The sequence below is a fragment of the uncultured Desulfovibrio sp. genome, from assembly GCF_949282365.1.
Taxonomy (GTDB): domain Bacteria; phylum Desulfobacterota; class Desulfovibrionia; order Desulfovibrionales; family Desulfovibrionaceae; genus Desulfovibrio.
Genome location: NZ_CASDOY010000004.1, coordinates 62,037 through 79,380, shown reverse-complemented (window position 1 = coordinate 79,380; position 17,344 = coordinate 62,037). Strand labels below are relative to the sequence as shown.

The following is a 17,344-nucleotide window of genomic DNA, read 5'->3' as shown; positions in this document are numbered from 1 at the left end:
ACATGCCTGAACGCACGAATCTCCCCACGGGAGTCCGGCGCATGCGTCAACAGAAACGGATATGCATGGCGACCTCCGGCCGTTGCCGCCCTGGGGCGGCGATGTTCACAAGAATGCCGTAGTGTAAGAAGAATGGACAGATGGGTCAATACGCAGACTTTTCACGGCGCGGCGGGCGGCGGCCTCCTTGCCAGTGGCGCGCGGCATGCCTATACTGTGCATTTGCCGCCGGGGGCTTTCCGGCGGCGATACCGCCGTAACACGATGTCCGCGAGGTGCGTCATGGCTGTAGGCTGGGCAGGCGACAATGCCGTACAGGATCAGATACAGGATTCCATCGCCGACGAGGTGCGCCGCGCCCGGGCGAACCTCCCCCGTGGGGAGAGCCGGGCCTTTTGCGAGGAATGCGGCGAACCCATCCCCGAGGCCAGGCGACGGGCGCTGCCCGGTGTGCGCCTGTGCCTGGACTGCCAGCAGGAAGCCGACAGGGAGCAGCATGCGGTGAGCCTGTACAATCGCAAGGGCAGCAAGGACAGCCAGCTGCGCTGAGCCTGCCCTTCCCCCTGCTCTGGAGGCATGCATGACGGCTTTTTTTGCGCGCCTGCGCACACGGCTCCCACTGGAAGAGTGGGTCCTGATCCTGATCACCATGATCTGGGGCGCCACCTTCATCATCATCCGCAGCGCCCTGGAGGCCACGGGGCCGTTCTTTTTCGTGGGCGTGCGCTTTGCCTGCGCGGCCCTGGCCCTGACGCTGTTTTCCCTGCCCCTGCTCAGGGACTTCACCTGGCGCGAAGTCTGGGCGGGCATGGGCATAGGCCTGTGCATCTTCGGCGGCTACGCCCTGCAGACCTGCGGCCTGCAGACCATCACGGCCAGCAAGTCGGCCTTCATCACGGCCTTCTATGTGCCGCTGGTGCCCCTGCTGCAATGGCTGGTCATGAGGCGCCCGCCGCATCTCATGGCCTGGGTGGGCATCGCCCTGGCCTTTCCCGGCGTGCTGTTGCTGGCCGGTCCCGATGACAGCAGCGCCGGTTTTGGCCGCGGCGAGATGCTGACGGCCGTCAGCGCGCTGTCCATCGCCATGGAGATCATCCTCATCGGTCTGGTGGCCCGCAGCGTCAATGCCCGGCGGGTCACCATCGTACAGGTGCTCATGGCGTCGCTGCTGAGTTTCGTCACCATGCCGCTGGTGGGCGAGAGCGTGCCGCCGCCGTCCTGGCTGGTGCTGGGCAGCGCCTTTGCCCTGGGCGTCTCCACGGCGGGCATCCAGTATGCCATCAACTGGGCCCAGAAAAAGGTCTCGCCCACGCGGGCCACGCTCATCTATTCCGGCGAGCCGGTCTGGGCCGGCGTTTTCGGCCGCATGGCCGGGGAACGCCTGCCGGGGCTGGCCCTGCTCGGCGGCATCCTGATCCTGGCCGGAGTGCTGGTCAGCGAGCTGAGACCCGGCAGCCGGGGCGGGACGGCGGCCAGGGACAAGGTGCGGGAGCCTTTGGCCAGCGAAAAGGGCGCGGATGACAGTTTCACCGGATAGACATGCGCGAGGAGCCACATATGCAACAGCGCCCTTTGACGGACGATGAAAAAAAACAGCAGCTCGCGGAGCTCGTCAGCCTGTTCCTGCACAGGCATTACTGCGAGAACGATACGGAGCTGTTCCTCGATCATGTGGATGCGGTGTTCAGCTGGATCGGCGCGGCGGAGCAGGAATATGCCGTCGATCCGGAGATAGTGCGCAGGATCTTCCAGTCCTTCGCGGGCAGGGTGCCCCGCTGCGAGATCTCCGATGAACGCTATGACGTCATCCAGCCGGCGGCGGACATCTTCATCTGCACGGGCCGGCTGTGGATCGCCACGCCTCCTGCTTCCGGGGTCTTCCTGCGCGTACATCAGCGCATCACCACCGTGTTCCGCTGGACCGGAGAGGGGCCCCGCTGCTGTCATCTCCATCTGTCCAATCCTTACAGCGAGATGGACCCGACGGATATCGGCTTTCCTGAAAAAATGTCCTTCGAGTCCCGCAAATATTTTCGGGAACAGATCGAGATCCAGAAGCAGCAGCTCGCCGCACAGCATGAGGTCATCGTGCGCATGTCGGTCACGGACCTTGCCACCGGGCTGTACAACAGAAACAGGTTCAACCAGGTGTGCGAAGCCCTGCGCCATGCGTGCGGCAGCCTCGGTATCGCCTATTTCGATGTGAACGGCCTGAAAAAGATCAACGACCTCCAGGGCCATCAGGCCGGTGACGACCTCATCCGCCGGACGGCCGCCTGTCTTTTGCGGAGCTTCGGCAACAAGGTCTACCGCATCGGCGGAGACGAGTTCATCGCCATCGACGACGAGTCCGACAGGGACGTTTTCCACGCCCATGCCAGTACCGCGCTGCGCGAACTGCGGGAAGCGGGCATCTCCATGGCCTGCGGCCTCTCCTGGCGTTCCGGGCAGAGCCGCATCGACGAGCAGATCAACGAAGCGGACAAAAAGATGTACCTGGCCAAACGGGAGTTCTATGCCCGCAAGGAAAACAATCGCAGGCAACGCTGAACGAAAAGAAGGGGATCGCCCGCGTGCCCCGCGCCGGGAGGGGAGCCGGGAAGCGCCGCCGGACGCGGCGGGAGGCTTCATGCCTTCAGCGGTGCGGGGCAGAGGCGCTGCCGGTCAGCCCTCCTGCCGGGCCTGGACCGCAGGCGGTCCGGCCGCCTTTCGCCGTCCGCGTCGCGGACCACGGGGACGCTGCTCCGCCTGTCCCGCCCGGTCCGTTTTTTTGCATAAATTTCTTTTGATAAACGCTTGACGTTGCCGGTCGTTTTCTATACATACCTTTTCACGACGCGCTCGTAGCTCAGCTGGATAGAGCAACAGGCTACGAACCTGTAGGCCAGGAGTTCGAATCTCTTCGGGCGCACCACGCAAATTCAGGCGATCAGTTCTGCTGGTCGCCTTTTTTGTTCATCAGCGCCGGGTCGCGTGCCCGCGTACGGAGAAGAGCCCCCGCATGGCGGGGGCTCTTCTGGTATGCAAAGAAAAAGCCCGTGCAGCCACGGGCTCGAAAAAACGGTGTGGAAAGCTTGTCTAGTCGCGGGGGGGCAGCTCGCGGCCGCCTGCCTGCAGGCGCTCCAGGAATTTGTCGCGGCATTCGTAGCTGCAGAAGCGGTAGACCTTGTCGCCGTCGCGCACGGAGATGTTGCCGTCCACGGACACATAGGTGCCGCATTCAGGGTCTTTGACCATTTCGCCGGCAGCGACCTTGCGCTCCACTTCGGCGGCCTGGTCCTCGGCGTTCTCTTTTTTCTTTTTCAGGAAGTCATTGGCAAACAGTCGGTACAGGACGTAGATGGCCAGACCCAGCACAAGCCATTTCCACATGTGGTCGCTCCTTCACCCTGCGGGTACAGGGACTTCGTTCTTTCTTGGTAAGTCAGGATAGCACAAGAGCTTTTGCGCGTCACTGAAAAATTCTCCGACCTTCCTGTCGATAGTCGAGCCCAGCCAGCCACTCCGCGGGCGTCCGTCCGTGGATGCGGCACTCCGCGCCCACGTCGCGCAGGGGGATGAGGACAAAGGCGCGGCGGCACATGCGCGGATGGGGGACGATGCTTTCCGGGGCCGTGCAGACGGCGTCGCCAAAGAGCAGCAGGTCCATGTCGATGCAGCGCGGCCCGAAACGCAGGGCGGGATCGGCGCTGCGCTGCCTGCCCAGCAGCTGTTCTTCCGTGAGCAGCGCCCGCACGAGGCCCTGGGGCGTCCAGAGGCTTTCCAGCGCCAGGCGGACCACCTGATTGTGGAACCAGGGCTGGTCGGCATAGTCCTGCGGTTCGGTGAGGTAGACGCCGGAGAGCGCCTCCACGCGGGCATGGGGCAGGGAGCGCAGGCGTTCCGCCGCCAGGGCGAGCATCCGCGCCGCATCCGGCGTATTGGAACCCAGACAGACAAAGGCGGTGATGGTGGGTGCGGTCATGCCCCGGTTGTAGACATTTGCCCGCTTCCTGTCAAAAATCTTGCCCATTCCGCCCAAGGCAGCTAGCATGGCGGCATGGCGGAAAAAAACTTGTCATCTGCGGCCCCTGCGTGCCCCTTGCAGACGCTGAAGAAGCAGATCCCCGGCTGGGGGGATTTCCTGCTGGCCCAGCGGGGCCTTTCCATGCGCACGGTCGTTTCTTACCGGCAGGATCTGGAGAACTTCTTTCTTTTTTGGGAAGAGCTGGGGGAGAGCGACAAGGCCAGCCTGGACGAGCATGACATCTTTCTGTACCTGGCCTGGCTGCGGGGCAGGAAAAATGCAGGGCGCACCCTGGCCCGGCGCTTGTCGGCCCTGCGGGGCTTCTTTGAATACGCGCTGGAAGAGGGCCTGCTGGACGCCAATCCCGCCGCCCTGCTGGAAAGCCCGCGCCTGCCCCGGTATTTGCCGGAAGTCCTGAGCAGGGCCGAGATGGAGCGCCTGCTGCAACTGCCGGACATGCGCGAGAAATGCGGCCGCCGCGATCGCTGCCTGCTGGAGATGCTCTACGCGGCGGGCCTGCGCGTTTCGGAGGTCTGTAATCTGCTGGTGTCCGACGTCGACATGCAGCGCGGCCTGGTGCTGGTCTCCGGCAAGGGGGCCAAGGACAGGCTGGTGCCGCTGCACGCGCTGGTGCTGGACCTGTTGCAGCAATGGCTGGAGCACTGGCGCGCCGATTTCTCCCCCCGGAGCCGCCACCTGTTCCTCAACCGTTCCGGCAAGGGCCTGACCCGCCAGTATGTCTGGAAAATGGTCAAAAAGTACGCCTTGTTGGCCGGGATACGCCGCGCCATTTCGCCGCATACCTTCCGTCATTCCTTCGCCACCCATCTGCTTGAGGGCGGCGCTGATCTGCGTTCCGTGCAGCTTTTGCTGGGCCATGCCGACATCAGCGCCACGGAAATCTACACCCATGTGCAGGCCGGGCGTCTGCATGCCCTGCACAGGCAGTTCCATCCACGGAGTCAGTCGTGATGTCCGCATCCTTTTCCGGGACACTGGTCACCTGCCATGCCAATGCCGATTTCGATTCCTTTGCCGCCATGCTCGCGGCCCTTTTCCTGTACCCGGACAGCCTGCTGCTGTTCCCGGGCACGCAGGAGCGGGGCTTGCAGAAGGTCGTCGCCACGCTGGATGCCAAACGCTATCATCTGACCGAGAGCGGGGACATCCCCTGGGACGATATCCGCCGTCTGGTGCTGGTGGACACCCGGCAGCGCGAGCGGGTCCGCCATGTCTCCGCACTGCTGGACAGGGAAGGCGTGCATGTCGAGGTCTGGGATCATCATCCGGCCTCGTCGGAAGACGTGCAGGCCCACGAAAGCCATGTGGAGACCGTGGGGTCCGTCACGGCCCTTCTGGTCCGGGAGCTGCGCCAGCGGGGGATAAGCCTGGAAAGTGAGGATGCCACCCTGCTGGGGCTGGGCATTTACGGGGATACGGGCTCCTTCACCTACAGTTCCACCACGCCGCTGGATTTTGAAAGTTCGGCCTGGCTGCTGACCCAGGGCATGGACGTCAACGCCATCAACGAAATGGCGGCCCACGAGCTGACCAGCCTGCATGTGCGGGCCCTCAACAGCCTGCTGGAATCGGCGCGCGTCTATACCATCAACAATGAGCAGGTGGTCATCGCCGAAGCCTCCATGGAACATTATCTGGGGGATTTCGCCTACCTGGCGCACCGGTTGATGGAGATGGAGAAATTCACGGTCCTGTTCGCCGTGGGACGCATGGAGGACAGGGTGCAGGTGGTGGCGCGCAGCCGCAGCGACGCCGTCAACGTGGGGCGGATCTGCGCCGAGCTGGGCGGCGGGGGCCATGCCTATGCCGCGTCGGCTTCCATCCGCAACCTGACCCTCAATGAAGTCCATGATGCCATCGTGCGCAACCTGCACATGCAGGCAGGGCAGGACAAGACCGCCAGCGATTATATGTCCTCGCCGGCGGTGGGCATCGACTCGGATCGCAGCATGCGCGAGGCCGATACCCTGATGATGCACTTCGGCCTCAAGGCCGTGCCGGTCTTCAAGCCGGGGACGCGCCAGTGCGTGGGCATCCTGGACGCGCAGACGGCGTCCCGCGCCACCAGCCACAAGCTGGGCGACAGGCCCGTGGATGACTACATGCGCCGCAATATCAAATCCCTGGCGCCGGACGCGCCCCTGCGGGACATCTCGTCCATCATCGTCGGCGGCCGCCAGCGTCTGGTGCCCATCGTGGAAAAGGGGCTGGTGGTGGGCGTGGTGACCCGTACGGACCTGATCAACGTCATCACGTCCGAGCCGGGCCAGATCCTGGATTATCAGGAAAGCCCCTCGCGCGAGCGCAATGTGGCCAAGCTCTTGCGGGACCGCCTGCCCGCGCGGGTGCGCAGCCTGCTGGAGCTGGCCGGGCAGCTGGGGCAGCAGCTGGCCATGCCGGTCTATGTGGTGGGCGGTTTCGTGCGCGATCTCTTGCTGGACCGGCCCAACCACGATGTGGATTTCGTGGTGGAGGGCGAGGGGGCGGCCTTTGCCCGGGCCCTGGCCGAAAAGCTGGGCGGCCGGGTGCGCGAACACCGCAAGTTCCTGACCTCCATGGTCATCTACCATGACGAAGACGGCGCGGAGCAGCGCATCGACGTGGCCACCGCCCGCCTGGAATATTACGAATCGCCCGCGGCCCTGCCCACGGTGGAGCTCTCCTCCATTAAGATGGATCTGTTCCGGCGCGATTTCACCATCAACGCCCTGGCCATCAGGCTGGATTGCACGCCCTACGGGCAGCTGGTGGACTTTTTCGGCGGCCAGCGGGACATCAAGGAAGGGGTCCTGCGGGTGCTGCATACCCTCAGCTTCGTGGAAGACCCCACGCGCAGCCTGCGCGCGGTGCGCTTTGAACAGCGCTATGGCTTCCACATCGGGCCCAGCGCGGAAAAGCTCATCAAGAACCTGCTCAGCCTGCACATGCTGGACAAACTTTCCGGAAAGCGTATCTTCAACGAATATAATCATATATGCGATGAAGACGATCCTGTGGCCTGTTTTGAGCGCTTGGATGCGCTGGGCCTGCTGCGGGCCCTGGGCCCCGCTCTGGCCCTGACGCCGAGCAAACGCCAGGTCCTGCAGGAGGTCCGCTCCATGCTCAACTGGTACCGCCTGCTGTATTTCGATGAAGGTGTCGAGAACTGGCTGGTCTATTTCCTGGCTCTGGGGCACCGGCTGAATTATGCCGACGTGTCCGCCAACTTCTCGGCGCTGGGCCTGCCGGAAGGGCGCAAGCAGGAGATCTTGCAGCAACGCGAATCCATGCGCCACGTCCAGCCCAAGCTGGCGCGCTGGCAGAAGGATTTTGAGAACGGCACGGGCCGGATCAGCGAGCTGTGCCTGCTGCTGGAAAAGCTCTCGCTGGAATTTTTGCTCTACATCATGGCCAGCGTGGAAGACGGCGGACTGCGGAAGAACCTTTCCCGCCACATCACCCAGTGGCGGCAGGAAAAGCCGGATATCGACGGGCGGGATCTGCGCGACATGGGCATAGCTCCGGGGCCGCTGTTCGGGCGCATCCTGCGGGCCATCCTGATCAGCAAGCTGGACGGGCGGGCTCCTGATGCCGACAGCCAGCGGCGCCTGGCTCTGGACATGGCCCGGCAGGAAGGCGTATTTCCTAAATAAACGAACGGCATCCTGGGCAGGACTTGCCCTTGGAGCGCAAGCCGTGTATTGAGGAAAAGAAAATGAAACAGTTGTGGACGCCCTGGCGCATCGAGTACATCCTCGGCCCCAAACCGGACAGCTGCGTCTTTTGCCTTCCCGAAAGCAGGGACGAAGACGAGGAACGGCTGGTCCTGTACCGGGGCAGGCATGCTTTTGTGATCATGAACAAATTTCCGTACAGCAACGGGCACATCATGGTCTGTCCCTATCGGCATGTGATGGCGCTGGCCCAGCTTGAAACGGATGAGACGCACGAGATCATGGACCTGATGCAGCGCTGTACCCTGGTGCTGCAGGAACATTTTCACTGCGAGGGCATCAATATCGGCCTCAATCAGGGGCAGGCCGCCGGAGCCGGTATCCGGGAACATCTGCATTTCCATCTTGTGCCGCGGTGGAACGGGGATTCCTCCTTCATGGCCGTGATGGACGAAGTGCGGACCATCCCGGAGCACCTGCGCAGCAGTTATGCCCATCTGAAGCCATATTTCGACCGGTTCTGAACACCACCGCGCAGAGGAGGAGACTATGCGCTATGTAAAGGTCCTGCTACTTGTTGTCCTGATTTTCTTCAGCCTGGTTTTCTTCTTCCAGAACCAGGCGCCCCTGTCCACGGCCATGACGCTCAAACTCAATCTCTTCTTCGTGCCTGAGATGACGTCCATCCCGCTGCCGTTCTATTTCATCGTCATCGTGGCCTTCTTCGTGGGCGCCCTGCTGGCGGTGGCCCTGCTGGTGTGGGACAAGATGCACCTCACGGCCCGTTACATGAAGACCAAGTGGCGCGTGTCCTCGCTGGAACGTGAAGTGGCCAAGCTGAAGAAGAACCTGGACGGCGAGACCGCCCGCGGCAACTTCCTCCGCAAGGTCTCCCAGGAGAAGGCCCAGGCGATCGAGGCCGCTCCCGCCAAGGAAAAGGCCGCTCCTGCGGCGGAAGAAGTGGCCGCTCCCGATCCCGACAAGGCCTAGCCCCTTTCCCTGCGCATCCAGGCGCATATTTTTGCAGCGGCGCTGTCTTTGGGCAGCGCCGCTGCGCATCTTGGACCTATGGCAGAAAAAAACCCAAAACTGACCCCCATGTTCGAGCAGTATCTGCGCATCAAGGCGGAGTATCCTGACGCGCTGCTGTTCTACCGGATGGGCGACTTTTACGAGCTCTTCTTCGACGACGCCGTCACGGCGGCCCGGGAGCTGCAGATAGCCCTGACCAGCCGCAGCCGGGACACGGAGAACCCCGTGCCCATGTGCGGCGTGCCCTGGCATGCCGCGCAGGCCTACATCGCCCAGCTCATCGACAAGGGCTTCCATGTGGCCATCTGCGACCAGACCGAGGACCCCAAGGCCGCCAAGGGCCTCGTCCAGCGGGCCGTCACCTGCGTGGTGACGCCCGGCACCGTGCTGGAAGACGCCAATCTGGACGCCCGCAGCCACAATTATCTGGGGGCCGCCTTCTGGGAAGGGCAGAGCGGGGCCTTCGTCTGGGCGGACATCTCCACAGGGCAATGGTCCGGCATGGAGGTCAGGCGTCTGCCCGAGCTCTGGCAGTGGATACAGAAGCTGGCGCCGCGCGAGCTGCTGGTGCCGGACGACAGGGAGCTGCCGCCCAAATGCCTGCTGGAAGGCGTGCGCCTGTTGCGCCGTCCCGCGGCCGCCTTCGATGCCCGCCGGGCCGAGCGTCGTCTGCTGGAGGCCCAGGCCGTGCAGGAGCTGGCGGCTCTGGGGCTGCGGAACAAGCCCTGCCTGGTGCGGGCCTGCGGGGCGCTGCTCATCTATCTGGAGCAGACCCAGAAACGCCGCCCCGAGCATTTGATGCCCTTCCAGCCTCTGGACCTGGGCCGGCATATGCTGGTGGACGAGGTGACGGAGCGCAATCTGGAGATCTTCCAGCGCCTCAACGGGCGCAAGGGCAAGGGGACCCTGCGCCATGTGCTGGACGATACCATGACGCCCATGGGCGGCCGCCTGCTGGAAGACATGCTGCGGCATCCCTGGCGCGAGACCGCGCCCATCCTGGCCGTCCAGGAGGCGGTGGCCCTGCTGCATGACGATGACGGCCGCCGCGCCCTGCTGCGGGAAGCCCTCAAGGATGTCTACGATCTGGAGCGCCTGTCCACGCGCGTGACGGTCAACCGGGCCACGCCGCGGGACTTCATCGCACTCGGCAACAGCCTTGCGGCCCTGCCGGCGGTGCATGCGGCCCTGACCCGGCCGACGGACGGCAGCTATCCGCTGGCCGGGCAGGAAAACGGCGAGTACGCGCCCCGGGTCGTCTACGAGCTGCTCAAGGGCTGGGACGATCTGGGCGATTGCGCCCGCCTGCTGCGCAGCGCGCTGGTGGACAGCCCGCCGGTGGTCATCACGGAAGGGGGGCTGTTCAAGGTCGGCTACAATGCCGAGCTGGACCGTCTGCTGGATCTGGTGGACCACGGCGAGCAAAAGCTCCAGGAGGAACTGGTCCGCGAACAGCAGCAGACCGGTATCGCCAAGCTCAAGCTGGGCTTCAACCGGGTCTTCGGCTACTACTATGAATTGAGCAAGGCCGCGCACAGCGGGCCCGTGCCGGAACATTTCATCCGCCGCCAGACCCTGGCCAATGCCGAGCGCTTCACCACCCCGGCGCTCAAGGAGCTGGAGGAGGCGCTCCTCTCTGCTTCCGAAAAGCGCAAGACACTGGAATATCAGCTGTATCAGGATCTGCGCGCCTTCATGGCCCAGCAGCGGGAACGCATCCTGCACATGGCGGACGTCATCGCGCATCTGGATTACTGGCAGAGCCTGGCCGAAGTGGGCCGCCGCAACGGCTGGTGCCGTCCCGAGCTGGACAGCAGTGCCGACATCCTCATCGAGGAAGGGCGCCATCCTGTGGTGGAAGCCATGATCGGGCAGGCCAATTTCGTGCCCAACAGCATCACCCTGGACGCCCGGCGGCGCCTGTGTCTGCTCACGGGGCCCAATATGGCGGGCAAGTCCACGGTGCTGCGTCAGGTGGCCATCATCTGCCTGCTGGCTCAGACCGGCTCCATGGTACCGGCCACCCGGGCGCGGCTGGGGCTGGTGGATCGCCTGTTCTCGCGCGTGGGCGCGTCGGACAATCTGGCCCAGGGGCAGAGCACCTTCATGGTGGAGATGATGGAGACGGCCCGCATCCTGCGTCAGGCCACCAAACGCAGTCTGGTGATCCTGGACGAGATCGGGCGCGGCACCAGCACCTATGACGGTGTGGCCCTGGCCTGGGCCGTGGTGGAAGATCTGGCCGGGCGCGCCCGCGGTGAGGTCCGCACCCTGTTCGCCACCCATTACCACGAGCTGACAGCGCTGGAAAAGTGCATCCCCGGCGTGTTCACCATGAACATCGCCATCCGGGAATACGGCGGCGACATCCTGTTCCTGCACAAGCTGGTGCCCGGGCCCGCGGATCGCAGCTACGGCGTGGAGGTGGCCCGGCTGGCCGGTGTGCCCGCTCCGGTGGTGCAGCGGGCGCGGACCATCCTCATCGAGCTGGAGCAGAGCCGGGGCGAGGGCCGGCGCATGTCGCCGCAGACGGCCAGTCTGGCCCTGCCCGGCATGGAAAAGCGCGTCTCCCGTGACGAGCCGCCGGCCCTGCCCGTGGATATCCCGGCCGCGCCGGAAGCCGGGCCGCATCCGCTGGTCCTGCTGTTGCGCGATCTGGACCCGGAGACCCTTTCGCCGCTGGCGGCGCTCAAGCTCATCATGGAATGGAAAAAACTCTGGGCCGATGCCCCCGAAACGGAGGAAAAGCATGGCTGAGGTCAGCCCCTGGTCCGTCATCCAGACCATTGCCGAGAAACGTATCGAGGAAGCCATGGCCAAGGGGGATTTCGATCATCTCCCCGGTCAGGGCAGGCCGCTGGAGCTGGAGGACGACAGCCATGTCCCCGAGGAGCTGCGCATGGCCTACAAGGTCCTGCGCAATGCCGGCTGCGTGCCGCCGGAATTGGCGGAGCGCAAGGAGATCAGCAATCTGGCCGACATGCTGGAGCATTGCGAGGACGAGCAGGAGCGCGTGCGCCAGATGCAGAAACTGCGTTTCATGATCCTGCAGGCGCGCATGAGGCATCAGCGGCCCCTGAACCTTGATGATGATATGTATTATGACCGCCTGCTGGAGCGGATCACCTGCCGCGGCAGGAAGAAAAAATAGCATCCTTGCCGGACGGCAAGGAGAAGGGACACAAAAAGGCTGCCCGTGGTCGCGGACAGCCTTTTTCTTTGCCGGGTCCTGCGTCCGCGGATGCAGGCCGCAGGATGCACACCGCCCCTTGCGTCACATCAGCCCACCAGCGGGCGCTTCATGTCGGCCTTGGGCACGCCCAGACGCACGATGAGGTCCACTTCGCAGGGCTTGCAGGCCTGGCAGATCTCCAGATCGCCGCGCAGGGACATGTAGAGATAGGCGTCCGTGGCGTCCCAGCCGGTGGCGGCGGCCACCAGCCGCTGCATCTGCACGCTGGCGTGGCGCAGGGCTTCTTCATAGCCGGGGGCGCTGGCCAGGGTGTACCAGGTGTCGGCGGTCTCCAGGACGGGCCATTCCAGAGGGCAGTCCCTGATGACGCTCACACGGGCGATGACGCTGCCGTTGATCTCCAGACCGGTGCCGCACAGCTCGCTGTCGCCCATGACGGCGTGCATGTCGCCCATCTGCAGTAGGCCGCCTTCCACACGCACGGGGAAGTAGGCCGTATGGCCCTTGACCATCAGTTTGCAGTCCAGGTTGCCGCCGTGGCTGCCGGGATAGCCGCAGGGCACGCTGACGCCCTTTTGCGGCGCCACGCCGATGACGCCGATCATGGGATCGATGGGGAAGGTCACGTCATTGAAGACGGCCTTGCCGTTTTCGATGGGGATGCGCTTGGTGCGCGTCTCGCACTTGTCCCAGAGGGGGCCGATCTGGGGCAGGGTGGTTGTGGTGCCGATGGTGTCGCACTGCACGTCCAGCAGCTCCACCTTGATGACGTCCCCGGGACGGGCGTCACGCACGAACAGGGGACCGGTGGCCGGGTTCATCTTGCTGTAGTCGCAGCTGGTCACCAGCTGGCTTTCGGAGTGCATCTGGTTGCTGAAACAGTCCTGGGTGCGGAAGATGACGATCTCGCCGGAGTCGATGCTGCCGGCGGGCTCGTTGTCGGCGCTGAAGGTATAGACGACCTTGTCGAAATACTGCATGGAGGAACTCCTGCGCTGAAAGGTTAGACCATATCGCTCTTGCGGAAGGCTTCGGGCACGACCTTGTAGCCCTTGCTCTTGACGAAACCGATGACCAGGCCGACGGCCAGCCAGCTGAAGCCCACGATCTGGGTCATGCTGTCGAAGGAGAGCCAGACATAGCCCAGGATCAGCACGCCGCAGAAGGGGCAGACCACATAATTGAGCAGGGCCTTGCCGCCGCGCATCTTCTCACGCAGCCAGAAGAAGTTGAAGACCGCGATGTTGAGCAGGATGAAGGAGGTCAGGGCGCCGAAGTTCACCAGGCGGGCCAGGTCTTCCACGGTGGAGAGCTCGGCCACCAGGATGGAGAAGATGCCCACGGCGATGGTGGCGATATAGGGGGTCTGGAAACGGGGATGCACCTTGCGGAACAGGCCGGAGACGCCGGGCAGCACGTCGTCGCGCGACATGCCGTACAGCACGCGCGAGGTGGCGGCCTGGGCGTTCATGGTGTTGGCGATGCCCACGGCCAGGATGTTGACCACCAGCAGCACCTTGCGGAACCAGTCGCCTGCGGCGATGGCGGCCGCGTCGAAGAAGGCCGTATCGGGATTCATCTTGTCCAGGTCGGGCTGGATGATGGTGGCCACATAGGTCTGGAGCATGAACAACAAGCCGATGCAGAGCAGGGCGGCCATGGTGGCGCGCCCGATGGTCACTTCGGGGCGGTGGGTCTCTTCGGCCAGGGTGGAGATGCCGTCGAAGCCCAGGAAGGAGAGGCAGGCGATGGTGCAGGCCAGACCGATGAACTGCAGGTTCATCTCGCCGGGACGGTACAGGGGATCCATGACCAGCTGTCCGGTGCCGCCGCCGTCACCAAGGACGTAATTGAGGCCGAAGCCGATGAAGAGCGCCAGCACCACGGCTTCCACATAGAACATGATCCAGTCGGCGCGGGCGGTGTAGGTGATGCCGCGGACATTGATGACGGTATTGATGCCCACGAAGATGATGACCCACAGCCAGCGGGGCGTGGCCGGAAAGAGCTCCACGCACCAGTTGGCGGTCAGCAGGTAGAGCAGGGCCGGCACGAACACATAGTCCAGCAAAATGAGCCAGCCGGCGATGAAGCCCACATGATGGTTCAGGCCGCGCTGCACATAGGCATAGACCGAGCCCGCGATGGGGAAGCGGTTGCTCATCTTCATGTAGCTCAGGGCGGTGAAGAACATGGCGCAGATGCCCACGAAGTAGACGAAGGGCGCCATCATCTGGCTGTCTTTGGAGATGTAGCCGTAGATGGACATGGGCGCGATGACCACCATGAACAGCATGCCGTAGACAAAGACGTCCTTGAAGCTGAGTTCGCGTTTCAGTTCCTGGCCGTAGCCGAAGTTCTCTGTGGATCCTGTCGTTGACATAAAGCAACCTCAAAAGAATTTTTACCGGACAGGCGAACCGGTATCAGGGTTGTAGCCCCTTTTGGCATAAAGTCAACGCGCAGCCCCTGCTGCGGGAGGAACCTGCCCGCCGTGGAGGCTTGGTCCGCAGAGCTGTCGCTGCGCCCGGGAGGATAGGGGGAAATCCTGCCCGTGGCTGCAGGTCGTGTCCTGCGCATGGCGACCAGGGCCACCCGATATGACCGCCCGTATCGCCCCACGGCTATCCCGCGCATGCCGGCGAGCCCCGTGACCTGTCGGCTATGCGCGGGAAGGGGCGCGTCTCCCGCGCATGGCGGCTGGGAGAGTTGTTCGCCCCGCTGCCCGTCACGATGAGGCCCGTACCCTGCGCAGAGGAGGCATGGAGCCAGGCGGCAGGGCCCGGTGGAAATTTTTTTGAAAAAACACTTGCAAGTCGGTGCCCGTCGGTGTAATATCTCCTCTTGCAACGGGATGTGGCTCAGTTTGGCTAGAGCGCAGCGTTCGGGACGCTGAGGCCGCGCGTTCAAATCGCGCCATCCCGACCATAAAAATCACGGGTTGCGGTGCGGACCGCGACCCTTTTTTTATCTCCGCCAGAGCCCCGCACAGGAAGGCCCGCCCCGCGCCTGGGCGGATGGTGCAACATGTCTGCACCGGTGCCACCAGCTGATGATCACGCCATGTGACGGTTTCGCCCTTTTTCATGGCGCGCGGCCGTCGAGGCGAACAGGCAGGGGCGGCGCTGTGGCGGGATATCGTGGAGCACGCCGGGCCCTTGGGGGCCATGGCCGTGCGTCCGGTCCCCGGGCCGGGCCCGGCGGGCGAAGACAGGCAGCCGCATGGCCGCCAGCTTGGCGCAACGGGGCGGGATGCGGTCACAGCTGCACGCAACAGGGCCGGGAAAAATATTTTCCCGAAAATGTTTGACAAGGGTGCAAGTTTCCCCTATACACATTCTCACGACGCGCTCGTAGCTCAGCTGGATAGAGCAACAGGCTACGAACCTGTAGGCCAGGAGTTCGAATCTCTTCGGGCGCACCATGCAAATTCAGGCGATCAGTTCTGCTGGTCGCCTTTTTTGCGTCCATGATACAGGGCGGGATGCCGAATGGCCCGGCCCTTTGCAGTGTTTTTGGAGGCGCGGGCACAGGCGATGACCGCCTCTTGCAGTGACGCTCCGGCGGCATGGAGGGAAAAGCACTTCGCGTCGCTCCCGGGACGGCAGGGGACTGTCCGCGGCTCCTTTTGCCTCTCATGGGCACTTATAGGCTCGCGGCATCGCTGTGTCACGGATACAAAAAAGGCCCCGCCGAAGCGGGGCCTTTGTCATCCAGTCGGAAGCGGGGGCTTCGCGGCGGCTTAGTACATGCCGCCCATGCCGCCCATGCCGTCCATGCCACCAGGCATGGCAGGAGCGTCCTTCTTGGGTTCGGGCTTTTCGGAAATGGCGCATTCGGTGGTCAGCAGCAGGGAGGCCACGGAAGCGGCGTTCAGCAGGGCGGTACGGGTCACCTTCTTGGGATCGATGACGCCGGCCTTGATGAGGTCTTCGTATTCGCCGGTGGCGGCGTTGAAGCCGAAGCCGTCCTTGCCCTGGCGGACCTTTTCCACAACGATGGAGCCTTCAAAGCCGGCGTTGTGGGCAATCTGGCGCAGGGGAGCTTCGATGGCGCTGCGGATGATGTTCACGCCGGCCAGTTCGTCGTCGTCAGCGGGCTTGATGCTGTCGAGCACCTTGGACACGCGGATCAGGGCCGTACCGCCGCCAGGCACGATGCCTTCTTCCACAGCGGCGCGGGTGGCGTTCAGGGCGTCTTCCACGCGGTCCTTCTTTTCCTTCATTTCCACTTCGGTGGCGGCACCCACATGGACCACGGCCACGCCGCCCACCAACTTGGCCAGGCGTTCCTGCAGCTTTTCGCGGTCGTAATCGGAGGTGGATTCTTCCACCTGGGCGCGGATCTGCTTCACGCGGGCCTTGATCTCATCGGCCTTGCCGGCGCCGTCCACGATGGTGGTGTCTTCTTTCTTCACCACCACGCGCTTGGCGGTACCCAGTTCGTTGAGGGTCATGTTTTCCAGCTTGGTGCCGGTATCATCGGAGGCCACCTGACCGCCGGTCAGGATGGCGATGTCCTGCAGCATGGCCTTGCGGCGGTCGCCGAAGCCGGGGGCCTTGATGGCCACCACCTGCAGGGCGCCGCGCAGCTTGTTGACCACCAGGGTGGCCAGGGCTTCGCCTTCCACGTCTTCGGCCAGGATCACCAGAGGACGATTGACCTTGGCGACCTGTTCGAGCACGGGCAGCATGTCCTTCATGCTGGAGATCTTCTTTTCAGTGCAGAGGATGTACGGATTGTCCATCTCGCATTCCATCTTCTCCGCATTGGTCACGAAGTAGGGGGAGAGGTAGCCGCGGTCGAAGCGCATGCCTTCCACCACGTCCATGGTGGTTTCCAGGCCCTTGGCTTCTTCAACGGTGATGACGCCTTCCTTGCCCACCTTGGCCATGGCTTCGGCGATAATGTTGCCGATGGTGGCGTCGGAGTTGGCGGAGATGGTGCCGATCTGGGCGATCTCCTTCTGGTCGCGGGTGGGCTTGGCCAGGTTGGCCAGTTCGGCGATCAGGGCTTCCACGCCCTTGTCGATGCCGCGCTTGATGGCCATGGGATTGCGGCCGGCGGCCACCAGCTTCACGCCTTCATGGTAAATGGCCTGGGCCAGGATGGTGGCGGTGGTGGTACCGTCGCCGGCGGCGTCGGAGGTCTTGGAGGCGACTTCCTTCACCAGCTGGGCGCCCATGTTTTCAAACTTGTCGTCCAGTTCGATCTCCTTGGCCACGGTCACGCCGTCCTTGGTGATGACGGGAGCGCCAAAGGATTTTTCGATGGCCACGTTACGGCCCTTGGGGCCGAGGGTCACTTTCACGGCATTGGCCAGTTTATCAACACCACGCGCCAGTTTTTCGCGGGCTTTCACGTCGAAGAGAACTTCTTTAGCGGACATTATATTTTCCTCCTGGGAATGATCGAAAAACGGAGAGGGAAGACGACGGG

At 63.7% G+C, this 17,344-nt stretch carries 14 protein-coding genes and 3 tRNA genes; 12 read left to right on the top strand and 5 right to left on the bottom strand.

Translation table 11 applies throughout. The features are described from left to right. Positions 1-282: 282 nt before the first annotated feature. From Q1X76_RS02670 to Q1X76_RS02655, 4 genes are all read left to right on the top strand, one after another. Positions 283-549 carry a DksA/TraR family C4-type zinc finger protein gene (locus Q1X76_RS02670; RefSeq protein WP_300717947.1) on the top strand — a complete coding sequence of 89 codons (267 nt, stop codon included), beginning with the start codon at positions 283-285 and terminating at the stop codon, positions 547-549. Positions 550-580: 31 nt separating this feature from the next. Beyond that, positions 581-1,537 (top strand): DMT family transporter, encoded by a 957-nt coding sequence (locus Q1X76_RS02665; protein ID WP_300717945.1) that lies wholly within the window; start codon positions 581-583, stop codon positions 1,535-1,537. 20 nt (positions 1,538-1,557) lie between these two features. After that, positions 1,558-2,550: a diguanylate cyclase gene (locus Q1X76_RS02660; protein WP_300717944.1), complete on the top strand. Its 993-nt coding sequence runs from the start codon at positions 1,558-1,560 to the stop codon at positions 2,548-2,550. A gap of 287 nt (positions 2,551-2,837) precedes the next feature. Continuing rightward, positions 2,838-2,914 (top strand) — tRNA-Arg (locus Q1X76_RS02655). A gap of 164 nt (positions 2,915-3,078) precedes the next feature. Here the strand turns inward: Q1X76_RS02655 and Q1X76_RS02650 are convergent. Together Q1X76_RS02650 and folK are read right to left on the bottom strand one after the other, a co-directional pair. Then, positions 3,079-3,372: a transcriptional regulator gene (locus Q1X76_RS02650; protein WP_300717942.1), complete on the bottom strand. Its 294-nt coding sequence runs from the start codon at positions 3,370-3,372 to the stop codon at positions 3,079-3,081. A 79-nt stretch (positions 3,373-3,451) separates the two neighbouring features. After that, entirely contained in the window at positions 3,452-4,012 is a 561-nt protein-coding gene (gene folK / locus Q1X76_RS02645; RefSeq protein ID WP_300717940.1) for a 2-amino-4-hydroxy-6-hydroxymethyldihydropteridine diphosphokinase, read from the bottom strand. A gap of 27 nt (positions 4,013-4,039) precedes the next feature. On the opposite strand from folK, the gene xerD reads away from it, so the two are divergent. The 6 genes from xerD (at position 4,040) to Q1X76_RS02615 (ending at position 11,863) form a co-directional block, all read left to right on the top strand. Then, a complete protein-coding gene (gene xerD, locus Q1X76_RS02640) occupies positions 4,040-4,978 on the top strand; it encodes a site-specific tyrosine recombinase XerD (RefSeq protein ID WP_300717938.1) in 939 nt (312 codons plus the stop codon). Continuing rightward, positions 4,978-7,659 carry a CBS domain-containing protein gene (locus Q1X76_RS02635; RefSeq protein ID WP_300717936.1) on the top strand — a complete coding sequence of 894 codons (2,682 nt, stop codon included), beginning with the start codon at positions 4,978-4,980 and terminating at the stop codon, positions 7,657-7,659. The genes xerD and Q1X76_RS02635 overlap by 1 nt, the downstream gene beginning before the upstream one ends. A gap of 62 nt (positions 7,660-7,721) precedes the next feature. Then, on the top strand, positions 7,722-8,204 hold the full coding sequence (locus Q1X76_RS02630) for an HIT domain-containing protein (protein ID WP_168935299.1): 483 nt from the start codon (positions 7,722-7,724) through the stop codon (positions 8,202-8,204). 25 nt (positions 8,205-8,229) lie between these two features. Then, positions 8,230-8,670 carry a LapA family protein gene (locus Q1X76_RS02625; RefSeq protein WP_300717934.1) on the top strand — a complete coding sequence of 147 codons (441 nt, stop codon included), beginning with the start codon at positions 8,230-8,232 and terminating at the stop codon, positions 8,668-8,670. 78 nt (positions 8,671-8,748) lie between these two features. Then, complete coding sequence (gene mutS / locus Q1X76_RS02620; protein ID WP_300717932.1) at positions 8,749-11,469, top strand: DNA mismatch repair protein MutS; 2,721 nt, start codon at positions 8,749-8,751, stop codon at positions 11,467-11,469. Next, on the top strand, positions 11,462-11,863 hold the full coding sequence (locus Q1X76_RS02615) for a DnaJ family domain-containing protein (protein ID WP_300717930.1): 402 nt from the start codon (positions 11,462-11,464) through the stop codon (positions 11,861-11,863). The genes mutS and Q1X76_RS02615 overlap by 8 nt, the downstream gene beginning before the upstream one ends. A gap of 128 nt (positions 11,864-11,991) precedes the next feature. Here the strand turns inward: Q1X76_RS02615 and Q1X76_RS02610 are convergent, their stop codons facing one another. Both Q1X76_RS02610 and Q1X76_RS02605 read right to left on the bottom strand, forming a co-directional pair. Then, complete coding sequence (locus Q1X76_RS02610; protein WP_300717928.1) at positions 11,992-12,885, bottom strand: acetamidase/formamidase family protein; 894 nt, start codon at positions 12,883-12,885, stop codon at positions 11,992-11,994. Between the two features lie 23 nt (positions 12,886-12,908). Further along, entirely contained in the window at positions 12,909-14,288 is a 1,380-nt protein-coding gene (locus tag Q1X76_RS02605; RefSeq protein WP_300717926.1) for an APC family permease, read from the bottom strand. Between the two features lie 467 nt (positions 14,289-14,755). On the opposite strand from Q1X76_RS02605, the gene Q1X76_RS02600 reads away from it, so the two are divergent. Beyond that, positions 14,756-14,833: transfer RNA gene (locus Q1X76_RS02600), tRNA-Pro, on the top strand. A 419-nt stretch (positions 14,834-15,252) separates the two neighbouring features. Beyond that, a tRNA-Arg gene (locus Q1X76_RS02595) sits at positions 15,253-15,329 on the top strand. Positions 15,330-15,647: 318 nt separating this feature from the next. Here the strand turns inward: Q1X76_RS02595 and groL are convergent. Further along, positions 15,648-17,294, bottom strand: coding sequence for a chaperonin GroEL (gene groL / locus Q1X76_RS02590; protein ID WP_300717925.1), 1,647 nt, complete (start codon positions 17,292-17,294; stop codon positions 15,648-15,650). Positions 17,295-17,344: the final 50 nt, after the last annotated feature.

Coding starts and splice junctions, on each gene's coding strand:
- Q1X76_RS02670 (WP_300717947.1), top strand. CDS start 283: ATGGCTGTAGGCTGGGCAGGCGACAATGCCGTACAGGATCAGATACAG.
- Q1X76_RS02665 (WP_300717945.1), top strand. CDS start 581: ATGACGGCTTTTTTTGCGCGCCTGCGCACACGGCTCCCACTGGAAGAG.
- Q1X76_RS02660 (WP_300717944.1), top strand. CDS start 1,558: ATGCAACAGCGCCCTTTGACGGACGATGAAAAAAAACAGCAGCTCGCG.
- Q1X76_RS02650 (WP_300717942.1), bottom strand. CDS start 3,372: ATGTGGAAATGGCTTGTGCTGGGTCTGGCCATCTACGTCCTGTACCGA.
- folK (WP_300717940.1), bottom strand. CDS start 4,012: ATGGGCAAGATTTTTGACAGGAAGCGGGCAAATGTCTACAACCGGGGC.
- xerD (WP_300717938.1), top strand. CDS start 4,040: ATGGCGGAAAAAAACTTGTCATCTGCGGCCCCTGCGTGCCCCTTGCAG.
- Q1X76_RS02635 (WP_300717936.1), top strand. CDS start 4,978: ATGTCCGCATCCTTTTCCGGGACACTGGTCACCTGCCATGCCAATGCC.
- Q1X76_RS02630 (WP_168935299.1), top strand. CDS start 7,722: ATGAAACAGTTGTGGACGCCCTGGCGCATCGAGTACATCCTCGGCCCC.
- Q1X76_RS02625 (WP_300717934.1), top strand. CDS start 8,230: ATGCGCTATGTAAAGGTCCTGCTACTTGTTGTCCTGATTTTCTTCAGC.
- mutS (WP_300717932.1), top strand. CDS start 8,749: ATGGCAGAAAAAAACCCAAAACTGACCCCCATGTTCGAGCAGTATCTG.
- Q1X76_RS02615 (WP_300717930.1), top strand. CDS start 11,462: ATGGCTGAGGTCAGCCCCTGGTCCGTCATCCAGACCATTGCCGAGAAA.
- Q1X76_RS02610 (WP_300717928.1), bottom strand. CDS start 12,885: ATGCAGTATTTCGACAAGGTCGTCTATACCTTCAGCGCCGACAACGAG.
- Q1X76_RS02605 (WP_300717926.1), bottom strand. CDS start 14,288: ATGTCAACGACAGGATCCACAGAGAACTTCGGCTACGGCCAGGAACTG.
- groL (WP_300717925.1), bottom strand. CDS start 17,294: ATGTCCGCTAAAGAAGTTCTCTTCGACGTGAAAGCCCGCGAAAAACTG.